This is a genomic window from Microbacterium sp. SORGH_AS_0888, assembly GCF_030818905.1.
Classification (GTDB): Bacteria; Actinomycetota; Actinomycetes; order Actinomycetales; family Microbacteriaceae; genus Microbacterium.
On the sequence record NZ_JAUTAZ010000001.1, the window covers coordinates 2,098,226 to 2,113,915 of the forward strand.

Annotated in this window: 13 protein-coding genes; 6 read left to right on the top strand and 7 right to left on the bottom strand. The window is 71.5% G+C overall.

Annotated features, from left to right (window positions below):
- The first annotated feature begins 2 nt into the window (after positions 1–2).
- The gene (locus QE381_RS10150) at positions 3–1,661 is read left to right on the top strand and encodes a glycoside hydrolase family 13 protein (RefSeq protein ID WP_307217834.1); all 1,659 of its coding nucleotides are present in this window, start codon (positions 3–5) and stop codon (positions 1,659–1,661) included.
- Between the two features lie 92 nt (positions 1,662–1,753).
- The gene (locus QE381_RS10155) at positions 1,754–2,968 is read left to right on the top strand and encodes an amidohydrolase (RefSeq protein WP_307217836.1); all 1,215 of its coding nucleotides are present in this window, start codon (positions 1,754–1,756) and stop codon (positions 2,966–2,968) included.
- A 4-nt stretch (positions 2,969–2,972) separates the two neighbouring features.
- Here QE381_RS10155 and QE381_RS10160 read toward each other — a convergent pair whose 3' ends face one another.
- The 3 genes from QE381_RS10160 to QE381_RS10170 are packed head-to-tail and all read right to left on the bottom strand — an operon-like array spanning position 2,973 to position 5,665.
- Positions 2,973–4,091 (bottom strand): VanZ family protein, encoded by a 1,119-nt coding sequence (locus tag QE381_RS10160; protein WP_307217838.1) that lies wholly within the window; start codon positions 4,089–4,091, stop codon positions 2,973–2,975.
- 27 nt (positions 4,092–4,118) lie between these two features.
- Positions 4,119–4,919 carry a hypothetical protein gene (locus tag QE381_RS10165; protein WP_307217840.1) on the bottom strand — a complete coding sequence of 267 codons (801 nt, stop codon included), beginning with the start codon at positions 4,917–4,919 and terminating at the stop codon, positions 4,119–4,121.
- Positions 4,916–5,665 carry a YbaB/EbfC family nucleoid-associated protein gene (locus QE381_RS10170; protein WP_307217842.1) on the bottom strand — a complete coding sequence of 250 codons (750 nt, stop codon included), beginning with the start codon at positions 5,663–5,665 and terminating at the stop codon, positions 4,916–4,918. Before QE381_RS10170 ends, QE381_RS10165 begins: the two co-directional genes overlap by 4 nt.
- A 75-nt stretch (positions 5,666–5,740) precedes the next feature.
- Here QE381_RS10170 and QE381_RS10175 point away from each other — a divergent pair, with 75 nt between their 5' ends.
- Positions 5,741–6,400, top strand: coding sequence for a hypothetical protein (locus QE381_RS10175; protein ID WP_307217844.1), 660 nt, complete (start codon positions 5,741–5,743; stop codon positions 6,398–6,400).
- Here QE381_RS10175 and QE381_RS10180 read toward each other — a convergent pair.
- Entirely contained in the window at positions 6,371–7,075 is a 705-nt protein-coding gene (locus tag QE381_RS10180) for a Pr6Pr family membrane protein (RefSeq protein ID WP_307217846.1), read from the bottom strand. The two genes, QE381_RS10175 and QE381_RS10180, sit on opposite strands and share 30 nt — an antisense overlap.
- 138 nt (positions 7,076–7,213) lie before the next feature.
- On the opposite strand from QE381_RS10180, the gene QE381_RS10185 reads away from it, so the two are divergent.
- Positions 7,214–9,301 carry an APC family permease gene (locus tag QE381_RS10185; RefSeq protein ID WP_307220468.1) on the top strand — a complete coding sequence of 696 codons (2,088 nt, stop codon included), beginning with the start codon at positions 7,214–7,216 and terminating at the stop codon, positions 9,299–9,301.
- 54 nt (positions 9,302–9,355) lie between these two features.
- Here QE381_RS10185 and QE381_RS10190 read toward each other — a convergent pair whose 3' ends face one another.
- On the bottom strand, positions 9,356–10,714 hold the full coding sequence (locus QE381_RS10190) for a hypothetical protein (RefSeq protein WP_307217848.1): 1,359 nt from the start codon (positions 10,712–10,714) through the stop codon (positions 9,356–9,358).
- Between the two features lie 159 nt (positions 10,715–10,873).
- Between QE381_RS10190 and QE381_RS10195 the strand changes: the two genes are divergently transcribed.
- A complete protein-coding gene (locus QE381_RS10195) occupies positions 10,874–12,166 on the top strand; it encodes an aminotransferase class V-fold PLP-dependent enzyme (protein WP_307217849.1) in 1,293 nt (430 codons plus the stop codon).
- Positions 12,163–12,600 (top strand): Fe-S cluster assembly sulfur transfer protein SufU, encoded by a 438-nt coding sequence (gene sufU, locus QE381_RS10200; protein WP_307217850.1) that lies wholly within the window; start codon positions 12,163–12,165, stop codon positions 12,598–12,600. Before QE381_RS10195 ends, sufU begins: the two co-directional genes overlap by 4 nt.
- Positions 12,601–12,836: 236 nt before the next feature.
- On the opposite strand, the gene QE381_RS10205 is transcribed toward sufU, so the two are convergent.
- Positions 12,837–14,387, bottom strand: a complete 1,551-nt coding sequence (locus QE381_RS10205; RefSeq protein WP_307217852.1) for a DEAD/DEAH box helicase — start codon at positions 14,385–14,387, stop codon at positions 12,837–12,839.
- 280 nt (positions 14,388–14,667) lie between these two features.
- Entirely contained in the window at positions 14,668–15,651 is a 984-nt protein-coding gene (locus QE381_RS10210; protein WP_307217854.1) for an SRPBCC family protein, read from the bottom strand.
- Positions 15,652–15,690: the final 39 nt, after the last annotated feature.

The window sequence follows — 15,690 nt, forward strand, 5'->3', positions numbered from 1 at the left end:
GCATGACGCAGCAGGATGCCGCATCCCCGACCGGTTCCGAGTGGTGGCGAACCGCCGTGATCTACCAGATCTATCCGCGCTCCTTCGCCGATGCGAACGGCGACGGCATCGGCGATCTGCCCGGCATCACGCGCCGGCTCGACGCCCTCGCAGACCTGGGGGTCGACGCGATCTGGCTGAGCCCGTTCATGGTCTCGCCGCAGAAGGACGCCGGCTACGACGTCGCCGACTACTGCGACGTCGACCCGCTGTTCGGCACCCTGGACGACTTCGACCGGATGCTGCACGCCGCCCACGAACGCGGCATCCGCGTGATCGTGGACCTCGTCCCCAACCACTCCTCCGACCAGCACGTCTGGTTCCAGGAGGCGCTGACGGCGGCGCCCGGCAGCCCGGAGCGCGCGCGCTATATCTTCCGCGACGGGAAGGGCGAGAACGGCGAGCTGCCTCCCAACAACTGGGAGTCGGTCTTCGGCGGCGGGATGTGGCAGCGCGTCGTCGAGGCGGACGGCACGCCCGGGCAGTGGTACCTCCACATCTTCGACGTCTCCCAGCCGGACTTCGACTGGACCAACCCCGAGGTCCGCGAGTATTTCCGCGGCGTCCTCCGGTTCTGGCTCGACCGCGGGGTCGACGGCTTCCGGGTGGACGTCGCCCACGGCCTGATCAAGGCGGACGGGCTCCCCGACTACTCGCCTCCCGCCGACGGCGACTCGATGGGCGGGGAGGACGACGACGTCCCGTACTGGGGACAGCCCGGCGTCCACGATGTATACCGCGACTGGCATGCCGTGCTCGAGGAGTATCCCGGCCACCGCGCCCTGTGCGCGGAGGCGTGGCTCCCGACCCCCGAGAAGACCGCGCTCTGGGTGCGCCCCGACGAGATGAACCAGGCGTTCAACTTCCCTTACCTCACGACCGAGTGGGATGCGGCGGCCCTGCGCAAGGTCATCAGCGAGTCGCTGGAGGCGTTCCCCGCCGTCGGCGCCCCCGCCACCTGGGTCCTGTCGAACCACGACGTGATCCGCCACGCGTCCCGTCTCGCGCTGACGGCCGAGAGCCCGCAGGGCGAAGGCATCGGCCCGCTCTCGGCGGCTCAGCCCATCCCGGAGCTGGGGCTGCGGCGGGCCCGCGCGGCGACGACCGTGATGCTCGCCCTCCCCGGCTCCGCGTATCTCTTCCAGGGGGAGGAGCTCGGTCTTCCCGAGGCCGTCGACCTGCCCGACTCGGCCCGCCAGGACCCCACCTGGTTCCGCACGAACCACGAGAAGTACGGTCGCGACGGATGCCGCGTGCCGATTCCGTGGGAGGCGGCGGCGCCCGCCTTCGGTTTCAATGACTCGGGCGCCTCCTGGCTCCCGCAGCCGACCGACTGGGCGCGCTTCGCCCGCGACGTGGAGGCCGCGGACCCCGACTCCACCCTGCATCTCTACACGCGGCTCCTGCGCCTCCGGCGGGAGCACGGGCTGGGCGCGGGCACGCTGACCTGGATCGGAGACGAGGGCGACGACGTGCTCGCATTCCGCAACGGGAATGTCACGGTCATCGCCAACCTCGGGGCGCAGCCGATTCCGCTCCCGTCGGGCGAGGTCCTGGTCTCGAGCGAGCCGCTCACCGGGGACGTCCTGCCCGCTGACACCGCGGCCTGGCTCCTTTCATAGCCCCGGCGCCGTGCCCTCTCGCCCGCCGCGACGGGAAGACGCCCGGGATCGTGACGGGCGAGAGGCACGGGGCGAGGCCTAGGCTCGGAGGCATGGCGCTCGACCTCGAGGCGATCTACATCGACCTGCACCGACATCCTGAGCTCTCGTTCCAGGAGACGCGGACGGCGGGTGTGGTCGCGGCCCGCCTCACCGAGCTCGGCATCCCCTTCGAGACGGGCGTCGGGCGCACGGGGGTCGTCGCACGGCTGGAGAACGGCCCGGGCCCGGTGGTCTGGCTGCGCGCCGACATGGATGCGCTGCCGGTCGAGGAGCGCACCGGCCTCGCCTACGCCAGCACCGCTCGGGGGACGGATGCGGCGGGGAACGACGTCCCGGTCATGCACGCCTGCGGACACGACCTCCACACGACCGCCCTGCTCGGCGCACTCGAACGCCTGCGCGACACCCGCGACGCGTGGACGGGCACGGTCGTCGCCGTGTTCCAGCCGGCGGAGGAGCTGGGCGCGGGATCGCAGGCGATGATCGACGACGGCGTGCTCGATCGTGCGCCCGGGCCCGACATCGTCCTCGGCCAGCACATCACAGCGCTCCCCGCGGGCGTGATCGGGCTCCGTCCGGGCACGCAGATGACCGCCTCCGACGGCCTGACGGTCGTCCTCCACGGACGGGGCGGGCACGGCTCCCGCCCGCACGCGACGATCGATCCGGTCGTGATGGCTGCGGCGACCGTCATGCGGCTGCAGACGCTCGTCGCCCGCGAGGTCGACCCGCGCGAGGTGGCGGTCGTCACCGTCGGCTCGATCCACGCGGGGCTCAAGCACAACATCATCCCGCCCGAGGCGACGCTGCAGCTCAGCCTGCGCTACACCGACGACGACGCCCGGGAACGGATGCTGGCTCGCGTGGAACGGGTCGTGCGGGCCGAGGCCGCGGCATCCGGAGCCGACCGCGAGCCCACGATCACGCTGGACCACACCCTTCCGGCGACCATCAACGACCCGGAGGCGACCGCTCGCGTGCGCGCGGCGTTCGCGGCGGCCTTCGGCGACGCCGCGGTCACCGACCCGGGCCTGTTCACGGGGAGCGAGGACGTGTCGCGATTCGCGCGGGCCGCGGGAGTCCCCCTCGTGTTCTGGTTCTGGGGCGGCATCGACCCCGCTGTGTACGCCGCCGCGGAGCGTGCAGGCACCGTCGACCGCGGCATCCCGACGATCCACTCGCCGCTGTTCGCGCCCGTGCGACATCCCACGATCGAGCAGGGCGTGGAGAATCTCGTCGTCGCCGCGCGCGCTTTCCTCGGCTGAGGGGTCAGCGCCCGGGTCGCGCCGGCTCGGTCGCACGCGCGTCGACGAGCCGTGAGGCGGTCACCAGGCCCGGGATGCCGCGGCCTCCGGCCGTCGTGAACAGCAGCACGATCGCGACCACCGCGTAGACCCCGGCGAGCGCCGACCAGGGCGCCGGGAGAGCGCCGAGCAGCATCCATCCGCCGATCCCGCCGAGGAAGCGGAGGGGGCGCGCGAGCCAGGCCGGCATCGCGCTCGCATACCGCAGCTGGGTCGCGAGGTCGCCGATCGTGCGGCCGGTCGCGAGTGTCACGACGAGCCACAGGCCGGCCGTGAGGGTCGCGGCGATCGTCGACGAGAGCGCCCCGTCGATCACGACGCCGTCGCCGCGCACGACCAGCTGCACGAGCTGGCCACCGACCGCGAGCGTGACCTGGAGCACGGCGGCACCGAGCACGTCGCACAGCATGGCGAGCAGCCGCCGGCGGCGCGTCACCGGGTCCGGATCGTCGGCGTCGGGGGTCACCGCGAGGCCGCGGTGCCGGGCGGGCACGACGAACCCCGCGATCGAGCCGAGCAGGGCGCCCGTGGTGTTGGTGAGCAGATCGTCCACGTCGAACACGCGGTATGCGCAGGGGTAGAGCCCCCACACGCCCGTCAGCTGCGTGGTCTCGATGAACAGCGACGTGCCCAGGCCGGCGAGAACGGCCACCAGGATGCCCCGTCCACCCAGGACCCGCACGAAGAAGCCGAGCGGGAGGAACAGGACGACGTTCAGCGCGAGCTGCAGGACGGCGGGATCCGTCAGCATGTTTCCGGGTCGCGCCGAGGCACCCCGGATGTCGTCGACGAACGCCCACACGTCGAGGTTGACGCCCGCGCAGCGGATCGCATCCGGCTCGGGCAGGGGCAACAGGGTGTATGTCCAGATCGCCCAGAAGTAGACGACCGCGGCGATCCACAGCAGGGAGCGGCCGACGCTGAGCCCGCCGCGACGCCGGTAGCTGAGCGCCACGAACGGCACGAACAGGACGATGCCGGCGAGCCCACCCAACACGACCGCGATGACGCCGAGGTGGACCTGCTGCACGCGTCGAGCATAGGGCGCGTCGAGCGTCGCCGCCCCCGCGACGACCGAGTGCACGATGACGCCGACCAGGTCGGCCGAGGCTCAGGCGAAGTGCTCGTTCAGGCTCTTCTGGATCTCCTCGAACGTCTCCTTGAGGGAGCTGACCAGGCTCACGTACGTGCCCGCGGACTCGACCAGCTCCTTCACGAACCGCGACAGCAGCGCCGCCCAATGAGCCGTCTTGGACGCGAGCTGCGCCACGATGACCGGGATGGCGACGCCGAGCGTAGCCGCGGCCTCCACGACCGCCTGCACGATGAAGCCGACAAGGTCGGCCAACACGTCGCGCACGAGGTCGTGCACGAGCTTCACGATCGACGCGAGCAATTGCATGGCGAGGCTCATCGCCTCCGCCAGCTTCGACGCGCCCGCGAGCGAGCCCACCATCGTCTGGATGAAGCGCTCGTAGGCCTCGATCATGAAGCCCTCCAGCCCGTCGAGGGTCGACAGGGTCGACGTCAGCTGGGCGGATGCCGACGACATCGCGACCGAGACGTTGTCCCAGGTGCCTGCGAAGGAGGCGACCATATGGGGGTCGCCCGTCAACTGCTTGAGCCAGTCCGAGATCGGATACAAGTGCTCCAGCGCCCACCCCGCACCTAGGGAGACGAGCGTCGCGATCGGGTTGATCACGGCGTCCACCACGTCGAGCACGATGGATCCGCCCGAGAGCGCCATCCCTACCCAGTCACCGGCGGCGAGGGACTCCCCAAACGCCTGGCCGTCTTGGAAGGGACCGACGCCGTCCATCCACCCGGGAAGCTCGGGCGCTTCGATCAGCGGGTTTGCCGCATGAGCGAGGTTTCCCGCGACGTATCCGCCGTAACCGACCGACAGGCTCATACGAGCCACGTCCTCTCGCCGTCGATCCCGCTCGCGAGCTCCCGCAGCTGCGCCACCGTGCGCTGCTCAAAGTCGGCGAAGTCGGCGATCCCCGCCTTCACGATGGTGGCGGAACGGTTCAGCAGCCCCCCGGTAGCCGTCATGGCAGCCGCGGCCGCCGTGCCAACGACGGTGGTTGGGGCGGCTGCGAAGGAGCACATGAGCCCGAAGGCGAGCGAGTTCAGCTGCGTGTAGGCGACCGCCTGCAAGGCCCGATCGACGTCGGCGACGACATCCTGCACCTGACCGATGTGGGCCTCCAGCGCATCCGGGTCGATCGAGATCTCATGGCTCATCGGATGATCCCGTCGTCGTCGCGCACGATCTTCGGCGCGTTCCGGGGTCGCACCGTCGCGCAGCATCGCGACGGTCGGCGATTGCTCGCCCAGTGTCTCCTCGGCAAGGGCGACCTGCCTTCCGCTGACGATCCGATACCCCTCCTCCAGCGCGTCCAGGAGCGCTGTGCGAAGAGCGTCCGACCTGGTCCTCTCCGCCGCCGCTCCGAAGGCGATGTCGATCAGCCTGCCGCTCGCGTCGACCGTCACGCGGACCTCGCCGCCCGGCGAGGTGACCTCCGCGGATACATCGCGGAGGTCGCTCGCGAGCTGGTTCATGCGCTCCGCGTGGACCTGCGCCTGCTCGACCTGGAGGTCGATGTGCTCGAGGCGCGCTCGCACGTCATCGATGGTGGGTGGGGTGCCGTCCATCCTTCACTCCCTCGTTTCCTCGTCCGATCCAGGCGCGCATATCGTCCGCACATACGGTGCAGGCACAATATGCCCGTGACCTCAGCCAACTATGCGCCATTGACGACGTCGCCGACGAACAATCCACAGGCGACCGATCTCTCTAGCCGGCTGGCGGCGTTCGCGCAGGCCAACGGCGCCGAGTTCTACCCGGTAGCGATGACGCAGCCGCTTCCCGGCGTCATCTTCCGGGACGCGAAAGGGCGTCCCCGCCCGAGTCAGGCCGCGGGCAACATCGTCCGCTTCCCGGGTCCACCGCTGGTCGAGGTCGCGAACGCGATGTACGCGGTGCCGCTGCACATCACCGTGCTCACGCGCGTCACCCGCGCGTGGGGATATGCGGCGATGCAGCTCCCCGCGCCGCGGCCGTGGCTGCTCGTCGAGTCGGCTCGGGCGCAGGCGGTGCAGGGCCTGCCGGTTCCGAAGGGACTTCAGCCGGTCACGCTCGGAGGCTCGCACGGCCGGTTCGAGGTGTATGCGCCCGGCGCCGCGGGCACGGTCGCCGAGGCCCTGCTGACCCGGGAGGTGCTCGACGCCCTCGACGATGACGCGAGCCCCGCTCTCGACCTCGAGGTCTCGGAGGGGTGGGTGTTCCTCTATGCGCCGGGACGGCTCGCGACGACGGACCCGACCCTCTGGCAGCGCCTGTTCGGCGTGCTCGACCTGCTACGGACCCACCCCGCGCTCGGCGCGTGAGGCGCGGACCCGGCCGAGAGCCCGGTCGACCGCCACGTACGCGAACGCGATGACCTCCATCGCGACCGTGAGCGCGAGGATCCACAGGGCGACGCCGCCGACGCCGTGGAGCGGGACCGACATGAACGGGTACGGGTAGCGGGACCCGGCCGCACCGAACACGCCGCCCGCCGCGCCGTAGGCGAAGGCGAAGGCGAAGGCGAGGTAGATGTACGGGATCAGCGCCCACAGCGGCGGGTCATACCAGCGGAACGACCCCTTCGGGGTGAACAACAGCCAATCGAGGATCGTCAGCACGGGGGCGACGATGTGGATCAGGTCGTCCGTCAGGGTGAACGGTGTGTAACCGCTTCCCTGCGTGAACGCCTCCGGCGCGAGAACGATGGGGTAGGTCAGCATCGTCACGGTGATCGCCATCATGACGGCGCCGCCGGTTCGCGGCCAGGGCGCGGACGGACCGCGGGGACCGGTGCGTGCCAGATCGCGCACGGTCGCCACGGCGAGCGCGACGAACCATCCGATGCACAGCAGGTTGCTCAGCACCGTGAAGTACAGGAAGGCGACGCCGGAGAACCGTCCGTCGAGGGTTCCCGTGACCCGGAGCACGCCCCAGAGGATGAGAAGCGCCGCGACGACGCGGTACCCGAGCGCGATCCGGCGATCAGCGAGGAACACGCTCCGATCGTAGGGGCGGCGACCCCCGTCCACGCAAAGCCCATCCTGCGTTGCACGCGGGGCAGCGTTGGCGTAGTGTCGCGGGCCGTGACACCTGACAGCCGGGAGCCCGGCGCGGACCCCACGACCGAGGTCCCCATGGCGAAGCGCCTGCTGCTCGGCGACCCGCTCGCGTCCGGCGACGCCGACGACCACCTGCTGCGCAAGCGCATGGCGCTGCCCATATTCGCCTCCGACGCGCTGTCGTCCGTCGCGTACGCGCCGCAGGAGCTGCTGATGATCCTGCTGATCGGCGGCACGGCCTTCCTGGCGTTCAGCCCGTGGATCGCCCTGGCCGTCGTCGTGCTGCTCGTCGTCGTCGTGCTGTCGTACCGGCAGCTCATCAAGGCCTACCCCTCGGGGGGCGGCGACTACGAGGTCGCCCGGACCAACCTCGGCGAGGGACCCGGTGTCGTGGTCGCGTCCGCCCTGCTGGTCGACTACATCCTCACGGTCGCGGTGTCGGTCGCGTCCGGCGTCGACAACATCATCTCCGCGCTCCCGGGGCTCAACCCCTGGCGCGTCGAGCTGGCGGTGGGCTTCGTCATCCTGCTCGTGATCGTGAACCTGCGCGGCGTCCGGGAGGCCTCCCGTGCGTTCGCGCTGCCGACCTACATCTTCATCGGCTCCGTCGGCGTCATGATCGTCGTCGGTGTCATCCGGTGGCTGCTCGGTGATCCGCCGGTGGCATCCAGCGCGCAGTACGAGGTGCACGCCGAGAACCTGTCGCAGGTCGCGGTGATCCTCCTCGTGCTGCGGGCGTTCTCGAGCGGCTGCTCGGCTCTGACGGGTGTCGAGGCGGTGTCCAACGGCGTGCCGGCGTTCCGCCGCCCGAAGGTCAAGAACGCGCAGCGGACGCTCACGGCGATGGGCGCGATCGCCATCCTGCTCTTCGCCGGACTCACCCTGATCGCGCTCGTGTCGGGTGTCCGCTACGCGGAGGACGCCTGCCACCTCGTGGGCTTCGACTGCTCGCAGCCCCAGCCGAGCCTCATGGCCCAGGTGGCGGCGGCGACCTTCGGGATGAACTCCATCCCCTTCTTCATCATCCAGGCGGCGACCGCCTGCGTCCTGCTGCTCGCGGCCAACACGGCCTTCAACGGCTTCCCCCTGCTCGGGGCCGTGCTCGCTCGCGACGGCTACGCCCCGAAGGCGCTGAACACCCGCGGCGACCGCCTCGTCTTCTCCAACGGCATGATCGTGCTGGGCATCGTGGCGATCCTCGTGCTGGTCGTCTCCCGCGCAGACCTGTCGACGCTGATCCAGCTGTACATCATCGGCGTGTTCGTGTCGTTCTCGCTCGGCCAGGTCGGCATGGTCGTGCACTGGCGACGGGCGCTCCGGGGGCTGAAGCAGCTTCCGGATGCGGCTCTGCCGCAGAAGTCGACGAGGTTCAGCCGCCGAGAGATCGTCAACGGCCTGGTGATCAACTCTCTCGGCGCGGGGCTCACGGCCGCCGTGTTCATCATCGTCACGATCACGAAGTTCACGCACGGGGCGTGGCTCGTCTTCCTGGCGATCCCCGTGCTGTCGCTGCTGATGATCGGCGTCAGCCGCTACTACCGCGACGTGGAGCACGAGATCGCCTTCGACGACCAGACGCATTTCGGCGCATCCGGCGACCTGGCGCTCGTGCTGGTCGGACGGCTGCAGAAGCCGGTCGCGAAGGCGATCGACTATGCGCTGGCCGCCCGTCACGAGAAGACGCTGGCGGTGCACGTCGCCGTAACCAAGGAGTCGGCAGACCAGCTGCAGCGGGACTGGCAGGAGCACAGGATGCCGGTGCCGCTCGTGATCATCGAGTCGCCGTACCGCACCTACGCGGGACCGGTCGCCGCCTTCATCAACAAGTACCGGGCGAAGCACGGCCCGGCTGTCGTCACGGTCTACCTGCCCCAGTACATCGTGGGGCACTGGTGGGAGTCGTTCCTGCACAACCGGCGCGCGCGACGAGTCGCCCAGCAGCTCATGCTCGTGCACGGCGTGACGATCACGCTCGTGCCGTGGCTGCTCGACTCGACAGAGCTCATCTACGGACGCCGTTCGCGTCCGCTCCCCGGCCAGGAGCGCGCCGGACGGCCGTACTCGCCCGGGGGCAAGGTGCTGCCCGCGTCCATGCTGGATTCCGCGGGACCGGGCTCGGTGACCCGCGTCGACCCGGTGAGCGAGGGCGGCGAGAGCCGCTGACCCCGCGCGGCCGGGGAAGAGGTCTGGCGGATCCCCTCCCCCGGCACCGACGTGTCAGCGCGTGCGGGCTCGGCGGCTCACGGCCACCATCGCGACGCCGGCGACGAGCGCGGCGATGATCGCGCACAGTGCGAGCGGGGGCAGCGCGACGCCGGTCGCGGCGAGCGTCTGGGCCGCGGGGACGTCCGTGGCGTCCGCCTCCGCCGCCGCCAGGACGTTGATCGGACCCCAGCCGATCAGGCTGCCGTCCATCGCGCCGATGGCGATGCGGTGGTCTCCGGTGAGACCGGGAGCCAGCGCGAACGTGACGTAGCCGTCGCCGCCGACCTGGGTCCTGCCGAGGAAGGTGGGCGACGAGTACATCCAGGCACGGACGGTCTCGCCCGCGTGCTCGGCACCGACGTGGACCGAGACCGTTGCGCCCTCGGCCGCCATGGACGGCACCGTCACCGCGCCACGGCTCGCGTCCGTGAACTCCCAGAAGGCAGGGGCCAAGACGTCACCGAGGTCCACCGTGAGCTGTGCGCCCGTCCAGGGGCCGCCGAGTGTCACCGGCACAGCCTTCGCCGGGTCGGTCGCCGCGGAGCCGGTGCCGTCGTAGTAGAACGTGATGCCGCCGCTGACGATGCGAACGGTCACGGTCGTCCCCGGAGTCGCGGTGAGGTTCCACCAGGATGCGCCCTGCCCGCCACCGAAGCAGCGAAACGGCCACTCGGCGCCGGTCGCGAGATCGATCGCGACGACCTGCTCGTCGCTGTCCACACTGCCGCAGTACGCCGCCGGATCGTCCGCCGTGAGGCCCAGACCCGCACGGGCCCGGTCGAAGAACACGTCGAGCCCGGGGCGGTCGCCCGCCTCGAGGTCGACCGTGACCTCCCAGTCACCGTCGGAGGCATCCCAGGCGGACGTCGGTTGCGTGCTCGCCGAGAAGACCCATCCGTCGGTGTGGATCTGGATGAACACCCGGTACGTGCCCGGCGCAAGACCGTCGACCGAGTAGGCCCCGGTGGCGGCGTCGTAGGAGACGCTCCCGGCCGAGGGGCCGGAGAGCTCGGGCGTCGCCTCGATCGTGACGCTCTGGCGCTGGGCCGCGGTGGTGACCGGGTCGAAGTGGATCGTGCCCGAGATCGTCCGCGTGACGGTGGTCGCCTCGGGAGAGGCCTGCGTCTCGGGTGCGCTCTCCGGCGCCCGAGCGACCGGGGTGCCCGGCGTCGGGTCGCCCGTCGTCGGCTGCACAGTGCCCGTGGCGGTCGACGGCGCCTCGGCAGCCGACGCGTCCGACGCCGCGCCGGGCCCGTCGTCGGCGGTGGCGCTCAGCGGCGCGGACAGGAGCAGCACGGCTAGGGCCGCGGCGATCCCGGACAGGGCCGAGCGGCGGAGTCGACGCGGAGAGGAAGAGGAGTGGAGTGGCATGCGGTTCCTTCGCTGTGGCGGATGCCCGCTCGGGCACCCTCCGCCCGATGGTAGGAACGGCGAGCCGTTCGGAGAGGGCGTCAGCTGATTCCCGGACAAGCCCGCACAGCCGGCGCCCCGGGCCGCCCCGGGCGTCCGGGACACAACTAGCCTGGGAGGATGAGCTTCTCCGGTTTCGATCCGTCGCGCGTGCGCGCGGACTTCCCGCTGCTCGCGCACGAGGTCAACGGACATCCGCTGGTCTACCTCGACTCCGGCGCCACGAGCCAGCGACCGCAGCAGGTCCTCGACGCCGAGCTCGATTTCCTGACGCGCACGAACTCCGCCGTCCACCGGGGCGCCCACACCCTCGCGGCCGAGGCGACGGAGCTGTTCGAGGATGCGCGCCGCACGGTGGCCGGTTTCGTCGGCGCCGACGAGGACACGTTCGTGTGGACCCACGGTGCCACGGAGGGCCTCAACCTCATCGCATACTCGATCGGGAATGCGACCGTGGGGGCCTCCGCGGCGCTGGCTCTGCGCCCGGGCGACGAGATCGTGGTGACCGAGTCGGAGCACCACGCCAACCTGATCCCGTGGCAGCAGCTCGCGGCCCGCACGGGCGCCGTGCTGCGCCACATCCCCGTCCGCGACGACGGCACGCTGGACCTGGATGCCGCCGCCTCGCTCATCGGCGAACGCACCCGCGTCGTGGCCTTCCCGCACGTCTCGAACGTGCTCGGGATCGTCAACCCGGCCGAGGCCCTGATCGCGCTGGCGCGCGAGGTCGGCGCGCTGACGGTCATGGACGCGTGCCAGTCGGCGCCGCACGTGCCGCTCGACCTGCCGGCGCTCGGGGTCGATCTCGCCGTCTTCAGCGGGCACAAGATGCTGGGTCCCTACGGCGTGGGCGGGCTGTACGGACGGCGCGAGGTTCTCGAGGCGATGCCGCCCTTCCTCACGGGCGGGTCGATGATCACGACGGTGACGCTCGACCGGGCCGAGTTCCTGCCCCCGCCCCTGCGGTTCGAAGCGGGCACGCAGCCGGTGTCGCAGGCGGTGGCACTCGCCGCGGCGGTGCGGTACCTCGACGAGCTCGGGATGCCGGCCGTGCACGCACACGAGCGCGAGCTCGAATCGCGCATGCGCGACGGCTTACGTGCCATCGAGGGCATACGTCTTCTCGGCGACGCCGACGCGGAGCGTGTCGCGCTCGTCGCGTTCGAGGTCGAGGGCGTCCACGCGCACGACGTCGGACAGATTCTGGACGCGCAGGGGATCGCAGTGCGGGTGGGCCACCACTGCGCGCAGCCGCTGCACCGGCGGTTCGGGATGACCGCGAGCGTGCGGGCCTCGGCATCCGTGTTCACGACCGATGCGGACGTGGATGCGCTCGTGGCTGCGGTGGCGGGCGTGCGCACGTTCTTCGGTCGCGAGAGCGCGGCGGCCGGACGAGGGAGCGGGGCGCGATGAGCGGACTGGACGGGCTCTACCAGGAGCTGATCCTCGATCACTCGAGAGCGCGCGACGGCTTCGGGCTCGCCCCCGAGGAGGGGGCGTGTGCCACCTCCTATCAGCGCAATCCCGTCTGCGGCGACGAGATCACCCTCCGCGTGCGCGTCGATGGCGACGCGATCCTCGACGTGACGTGGGAGGGCGAGGGCTGCTCGATCTCCCAGGCCTCGGCATCCATGCTCACGGGTCTCGTCGACGGCCTCGACCGGCCTGCGGCGACCGAGCTCATCGCGCGTTTCCGGGAGGCGCTGCGCTCCCGCGGGCAGATCGAGCTCGACGAGGACACCTTCGGGGATGCCGCCGCGCTCAACGGTGTCTCGAAGTTCACCGCCCGCGTCAAGTGCGCCATGCTCGCCTGGGTCGCGCTCGAGGACGCGCTCGCCCGCGCCTGACCCCGCGCGGCCCGGGGCGTCCCCGGGCCGCCGCCGCCCCTCCCGCTGCGCCCTCGGGCTCGGGTCCGCCCGGCCCGCCGCGTCCGGTTCTCGGGTCCGCGTCACCGTCTCGGAACACCCCGGCCAACGCGCATAACTCAGGCAGAACCCGGCCGAGGAGGTCGTCCGGCGCCCGAGAGGGCGGTTCTGCCTGAGTTATGCGCACGCACCGGCCGGGGCCGGACGGCGCTGCCGCCTCAGCGGCTGGAGCTGGAGCTCGACCAGACGGTCGTCGACCCGCCGGAGGTCTGCGCCCGGCGCCCGGAGCGGCGTGCGCCGCCCGCGGGACGCTGCGACCCGCCGGTGCGGGTCTGGCCCGCCTGCGCCGTGCGCGGCTGGCCGCCCTGGCCCGCCCGGCCCTGCGACGGCTGACCGTTGCGACCCTGCGACGACTGGGCCGCACGGGGCTCGCCCTGTCCCGCGCGGGCCTGGCCCGAGCGACCCTGCGCCTGGCCGGTCCGGGCCTGTCCGCCGCGGCCCTGGCCCTGCCCGCCGGAGCGGCGCTGGCCCTGGCCGCCGCCGCGGACGCCCGAGCCGCGTCCCGCCGCCGGCTGCGCCGAGACCGGCGCGGGCGTGACGTGCGGGGCGATCTCGCCGACGAGCTCGGCGACGATGGGGGACGCCGCATCCACCGGCTCGAAACCGGCGGTGATGGCGGCCTGCTTCAGCATGAGGCTGACGTCGCGCTTCTGCGAAGGCAGCACGACCGTGACGACCGTGCCCTCCGCGCCGGCGCGGGCCGTGCGGCCGGAGCGGTGCAGATACGCCTTGTGCTCGGTCGGCGGCTCGACGTGCACGACGAGCTCGACGCCGTCGACGTGCACGCCGCGGGCGGCGACATCCGTCGCGACGAGCACGCGGACACCGCCCTTGTCGGCCGACTCGCTGAACGCCGCGAGGTTGCGCTCGCGTGCGTTCTGCGACAGGTTTCCCTGCAGGTCGACGGCGGGGATGCCGGCAGCCGTCAGCTGCTTCGCCAGCTTCTTGGCCTGGTGCTTCGTGCGGGTGAAGAGGATGCGGCGGCCCGTGCCCGAGGCGAGGGCGCGGACGAGGTCGTTCTTGGCGTCGTCGGCGACGAGCAGCACGCGGTGGGTCATCGCGGCGGCGGGGACGCTGGACTCGTCGACCTCGTGGCGCACCTCGTTCTGCAGGAACGAGCGGACGAGGCCGTCGATGCCGCGGTCGAGGGTCGCGCTGAACAGCATGCGCTGACCGCCCGTGGGCGTCGCCTTCAGGATGCGCGTGACGACCGGAAGGAAGCCCAGGTCGGCCATGTGATCGGCTTCGTCGAGCACGGTGATCTCGACCCGGTCGAGGTGGATGAGCTTCTGCTTCATGAGGTCGTCGAGCCGGCCCGGGCAGGCCACGACGATGTCGACGCCGGCGCGGAGGGCCTGCTCCTGCGGCTTCTGGCTCACGCCGCCGAAGATGGTCGTGACCCGCAGGCCCGCGACATCCGCCAGCGGGGTCAGAGTCGCCGCGATCTGGGTGGCGAGCTCACGGGTGGGCGCGAGCACGAGGCCGCTGGGGTGGCCCGCAGTGCGACGTCCGCCCTCGAGGCGGGCGACCATGGGCAGCGAGAACGCGAGGGTCTTGCCGCTGCCGGTGCGGCCACGGCCGAGGACGTCGCGGCCGGCGAGGGAGTCCGGCAGGGTGCTCTGCTGGATCGGGAACGGGTCGGTCTTGCCGCTCGCGGTGAGGACGGCGGCCAGGCGTGCGGGCACGCCGAGATCGGTGAAGGTAGGCATGGAGATGCTTTCGGATGAAGCGATCATTCGTGATCGCTGAGGTGGGCGACGGCGCGGATTCGCGCATCGTTTCGCCGCTCGAGAAGAGGCCCAGCGGTGCGAGACCGGGGCAGCGTATCGACGACGCAGGCGCTAGGCGCCGCTCCCACCATAGCAGCCCGACCCCTCCCCCGCCCCGCCCCGGCCGCGAGACCAGCCCGCGGTTGGCCGCGAGACCAGTCCGCGGCGCCGAGACCGGCGGGTTTCCCACCGGTCTCGGCGCGCGGGACTGGTCTCGCGGTCAGGCGGATGCGGCAAGCAGCCGCTCGAGGCGGGCGTACGAGGCCTCCATGCCGTCGGTCATGCCGGTCGCGAGCACGGTGTCGCGGGTCGCGGCGTCCGGGTACTCGATCACGAGCGTGAGAAGGGTCACCCCGTCCTCCTCGTACAGCGAGAGGTCGTTGAGCGTCGCGGGGAAGTCGGTTCCGGTCATGTGCTCGGTCGACACCATGCGCCGGATCGGCTCGACCAGCAGCGCCTCGCCGTCGAAGCCGAACGCCTCGCCCTCGGTGCCCCCCTCCGGAGCCCACGCGTACCGGTACGAGCCGCCGGCGATCGGGTCGATCTCGCACACGGTCATGCGCCATCCCTCGGGCCCGAGAAGCCACTGCCGCATGAGCTCCGGCTCGGTGTGCGCCCGCCAGACGAGGTCCTGCGACCCCTCGATCAGGCGCGAGATGCGGACGTGCTGGTCCGTGAGGACCTCGGTGCGAGTGCCCTTGCCCCGTGCGTATTCGCGGAGATCGCTCAGGACGACATCCAGCTGGTTCATCGCCAGGCGCGAGCCTTCGAGGGCGCCCATCGCGACGACCTGCTCGAGGCTCTCGAGCGAGGTGAAGTAGGTGACGTTCGTCAGGCGCGAGCCGTCAGCGGTCGGGGTGAACGTGAAGACCATGCGCATCGCGGGGAAGCCGTCCAGCGCCTCGCCGTCCTCGCCGATGAAGCTGTCGAGAACCTCGAAGGACTCGCCCTCGGTCACATTCAGCACCTCCCACGAGCCACGCGAGGACTCGCCGCGGGGGCCCGCCATGGCGTAGTCCACTCGTCCGCCGGGGCGCAGATCGAAGGCGGTGAACCGGGCGGGCCACCCCGGAGGGCCCCAGAAGCGCTCCAGCTGCCGCGGTTGCGTGAACGCGCGCCACAGCCTGTCGACCGGCGCGTCGACGTCGGCGACCAACGTCATCGTGAGGGCTTCAGGGTCGGTCGTGATGTCGGTGACGGGCATGTCGTGCTCCTTCGCGGGGGGGTGGGATGTCGATGAGGG

Excerpts from the sequence above, each read along its gene's own strand:
- QE381_RS10155 (WP_307217836.1), top strand. The coding sequence starts at position 1,754 with ATGGCGCTCGACCTCGAGGCGATCTACATCGACCTGCACCGACATCCT.
- QE381_RS10165 (WP_307217840.1), bottom strand. The coding sequence starts at position 4,919 with ATGAGCCTGTCGGTCGGTTACGGCGGATACGTCGCGGGAAACCTCGCT.
- QE381_RS10150 (WP_307217834.1), top strand. The coding sequence starts at position 3 with ATGACGCAGCAGGATGCCGCATCCCCGACCGGTTCCGAGTGGTGGCGA.
- QE381_RS10190 (WP_307217848.1), bottom strand. The coding sequence starts at position 10,714 with ATGCCACTCCACTCCTCTTCCTCTCCGCGTCGACTCCGCCGCTCGGCC.
- QE381_RS10210 (WP_307217854.1), bottom strand. The coding sequence starts at position 15,651 with ATGCCCGTCACCGACATCACGACCGACCCTGAAGCCCTCACGATGACG.
- QE381_RS10195 (WP_307217849.1), top strand. The coding sequence starts at position 10,874 with ATGAGCTTCTCCGGTTTCGATCCGTCGCGCGTGCGCGCGGACTTCCCG.
- QE381_RS10170 (WP_307217842.1), bottom strand. The coding sequence starts at position 5,665 with ATGGACGGCACCCCACCCACCATCGATGACGTGCGAGCGCGCCTCGAG.
- sufU (WP_307217850.1), top strand. The coding sequence starts at position 12,163 with ATGAGCGGACTGGACGGGCTCTACCAGGAGCTGATCCTCGATCACTCG.
- QE381_RS10185 (WP_307220468.1), top strand. The coding sequence starts at position 7,214 with ATGGCGAAGCGCCTGCTGCTCGGCGACCCGCTCGCGTCCGGCGACGCC.
- QE381_RS10205 (WP_307217852.1), bottom strand. The coding sequence starts at position 14,387 with ATGCCTACCTTCACCGATCTCGGCGTGCCCGCACGCCTGGCCGCCGTC.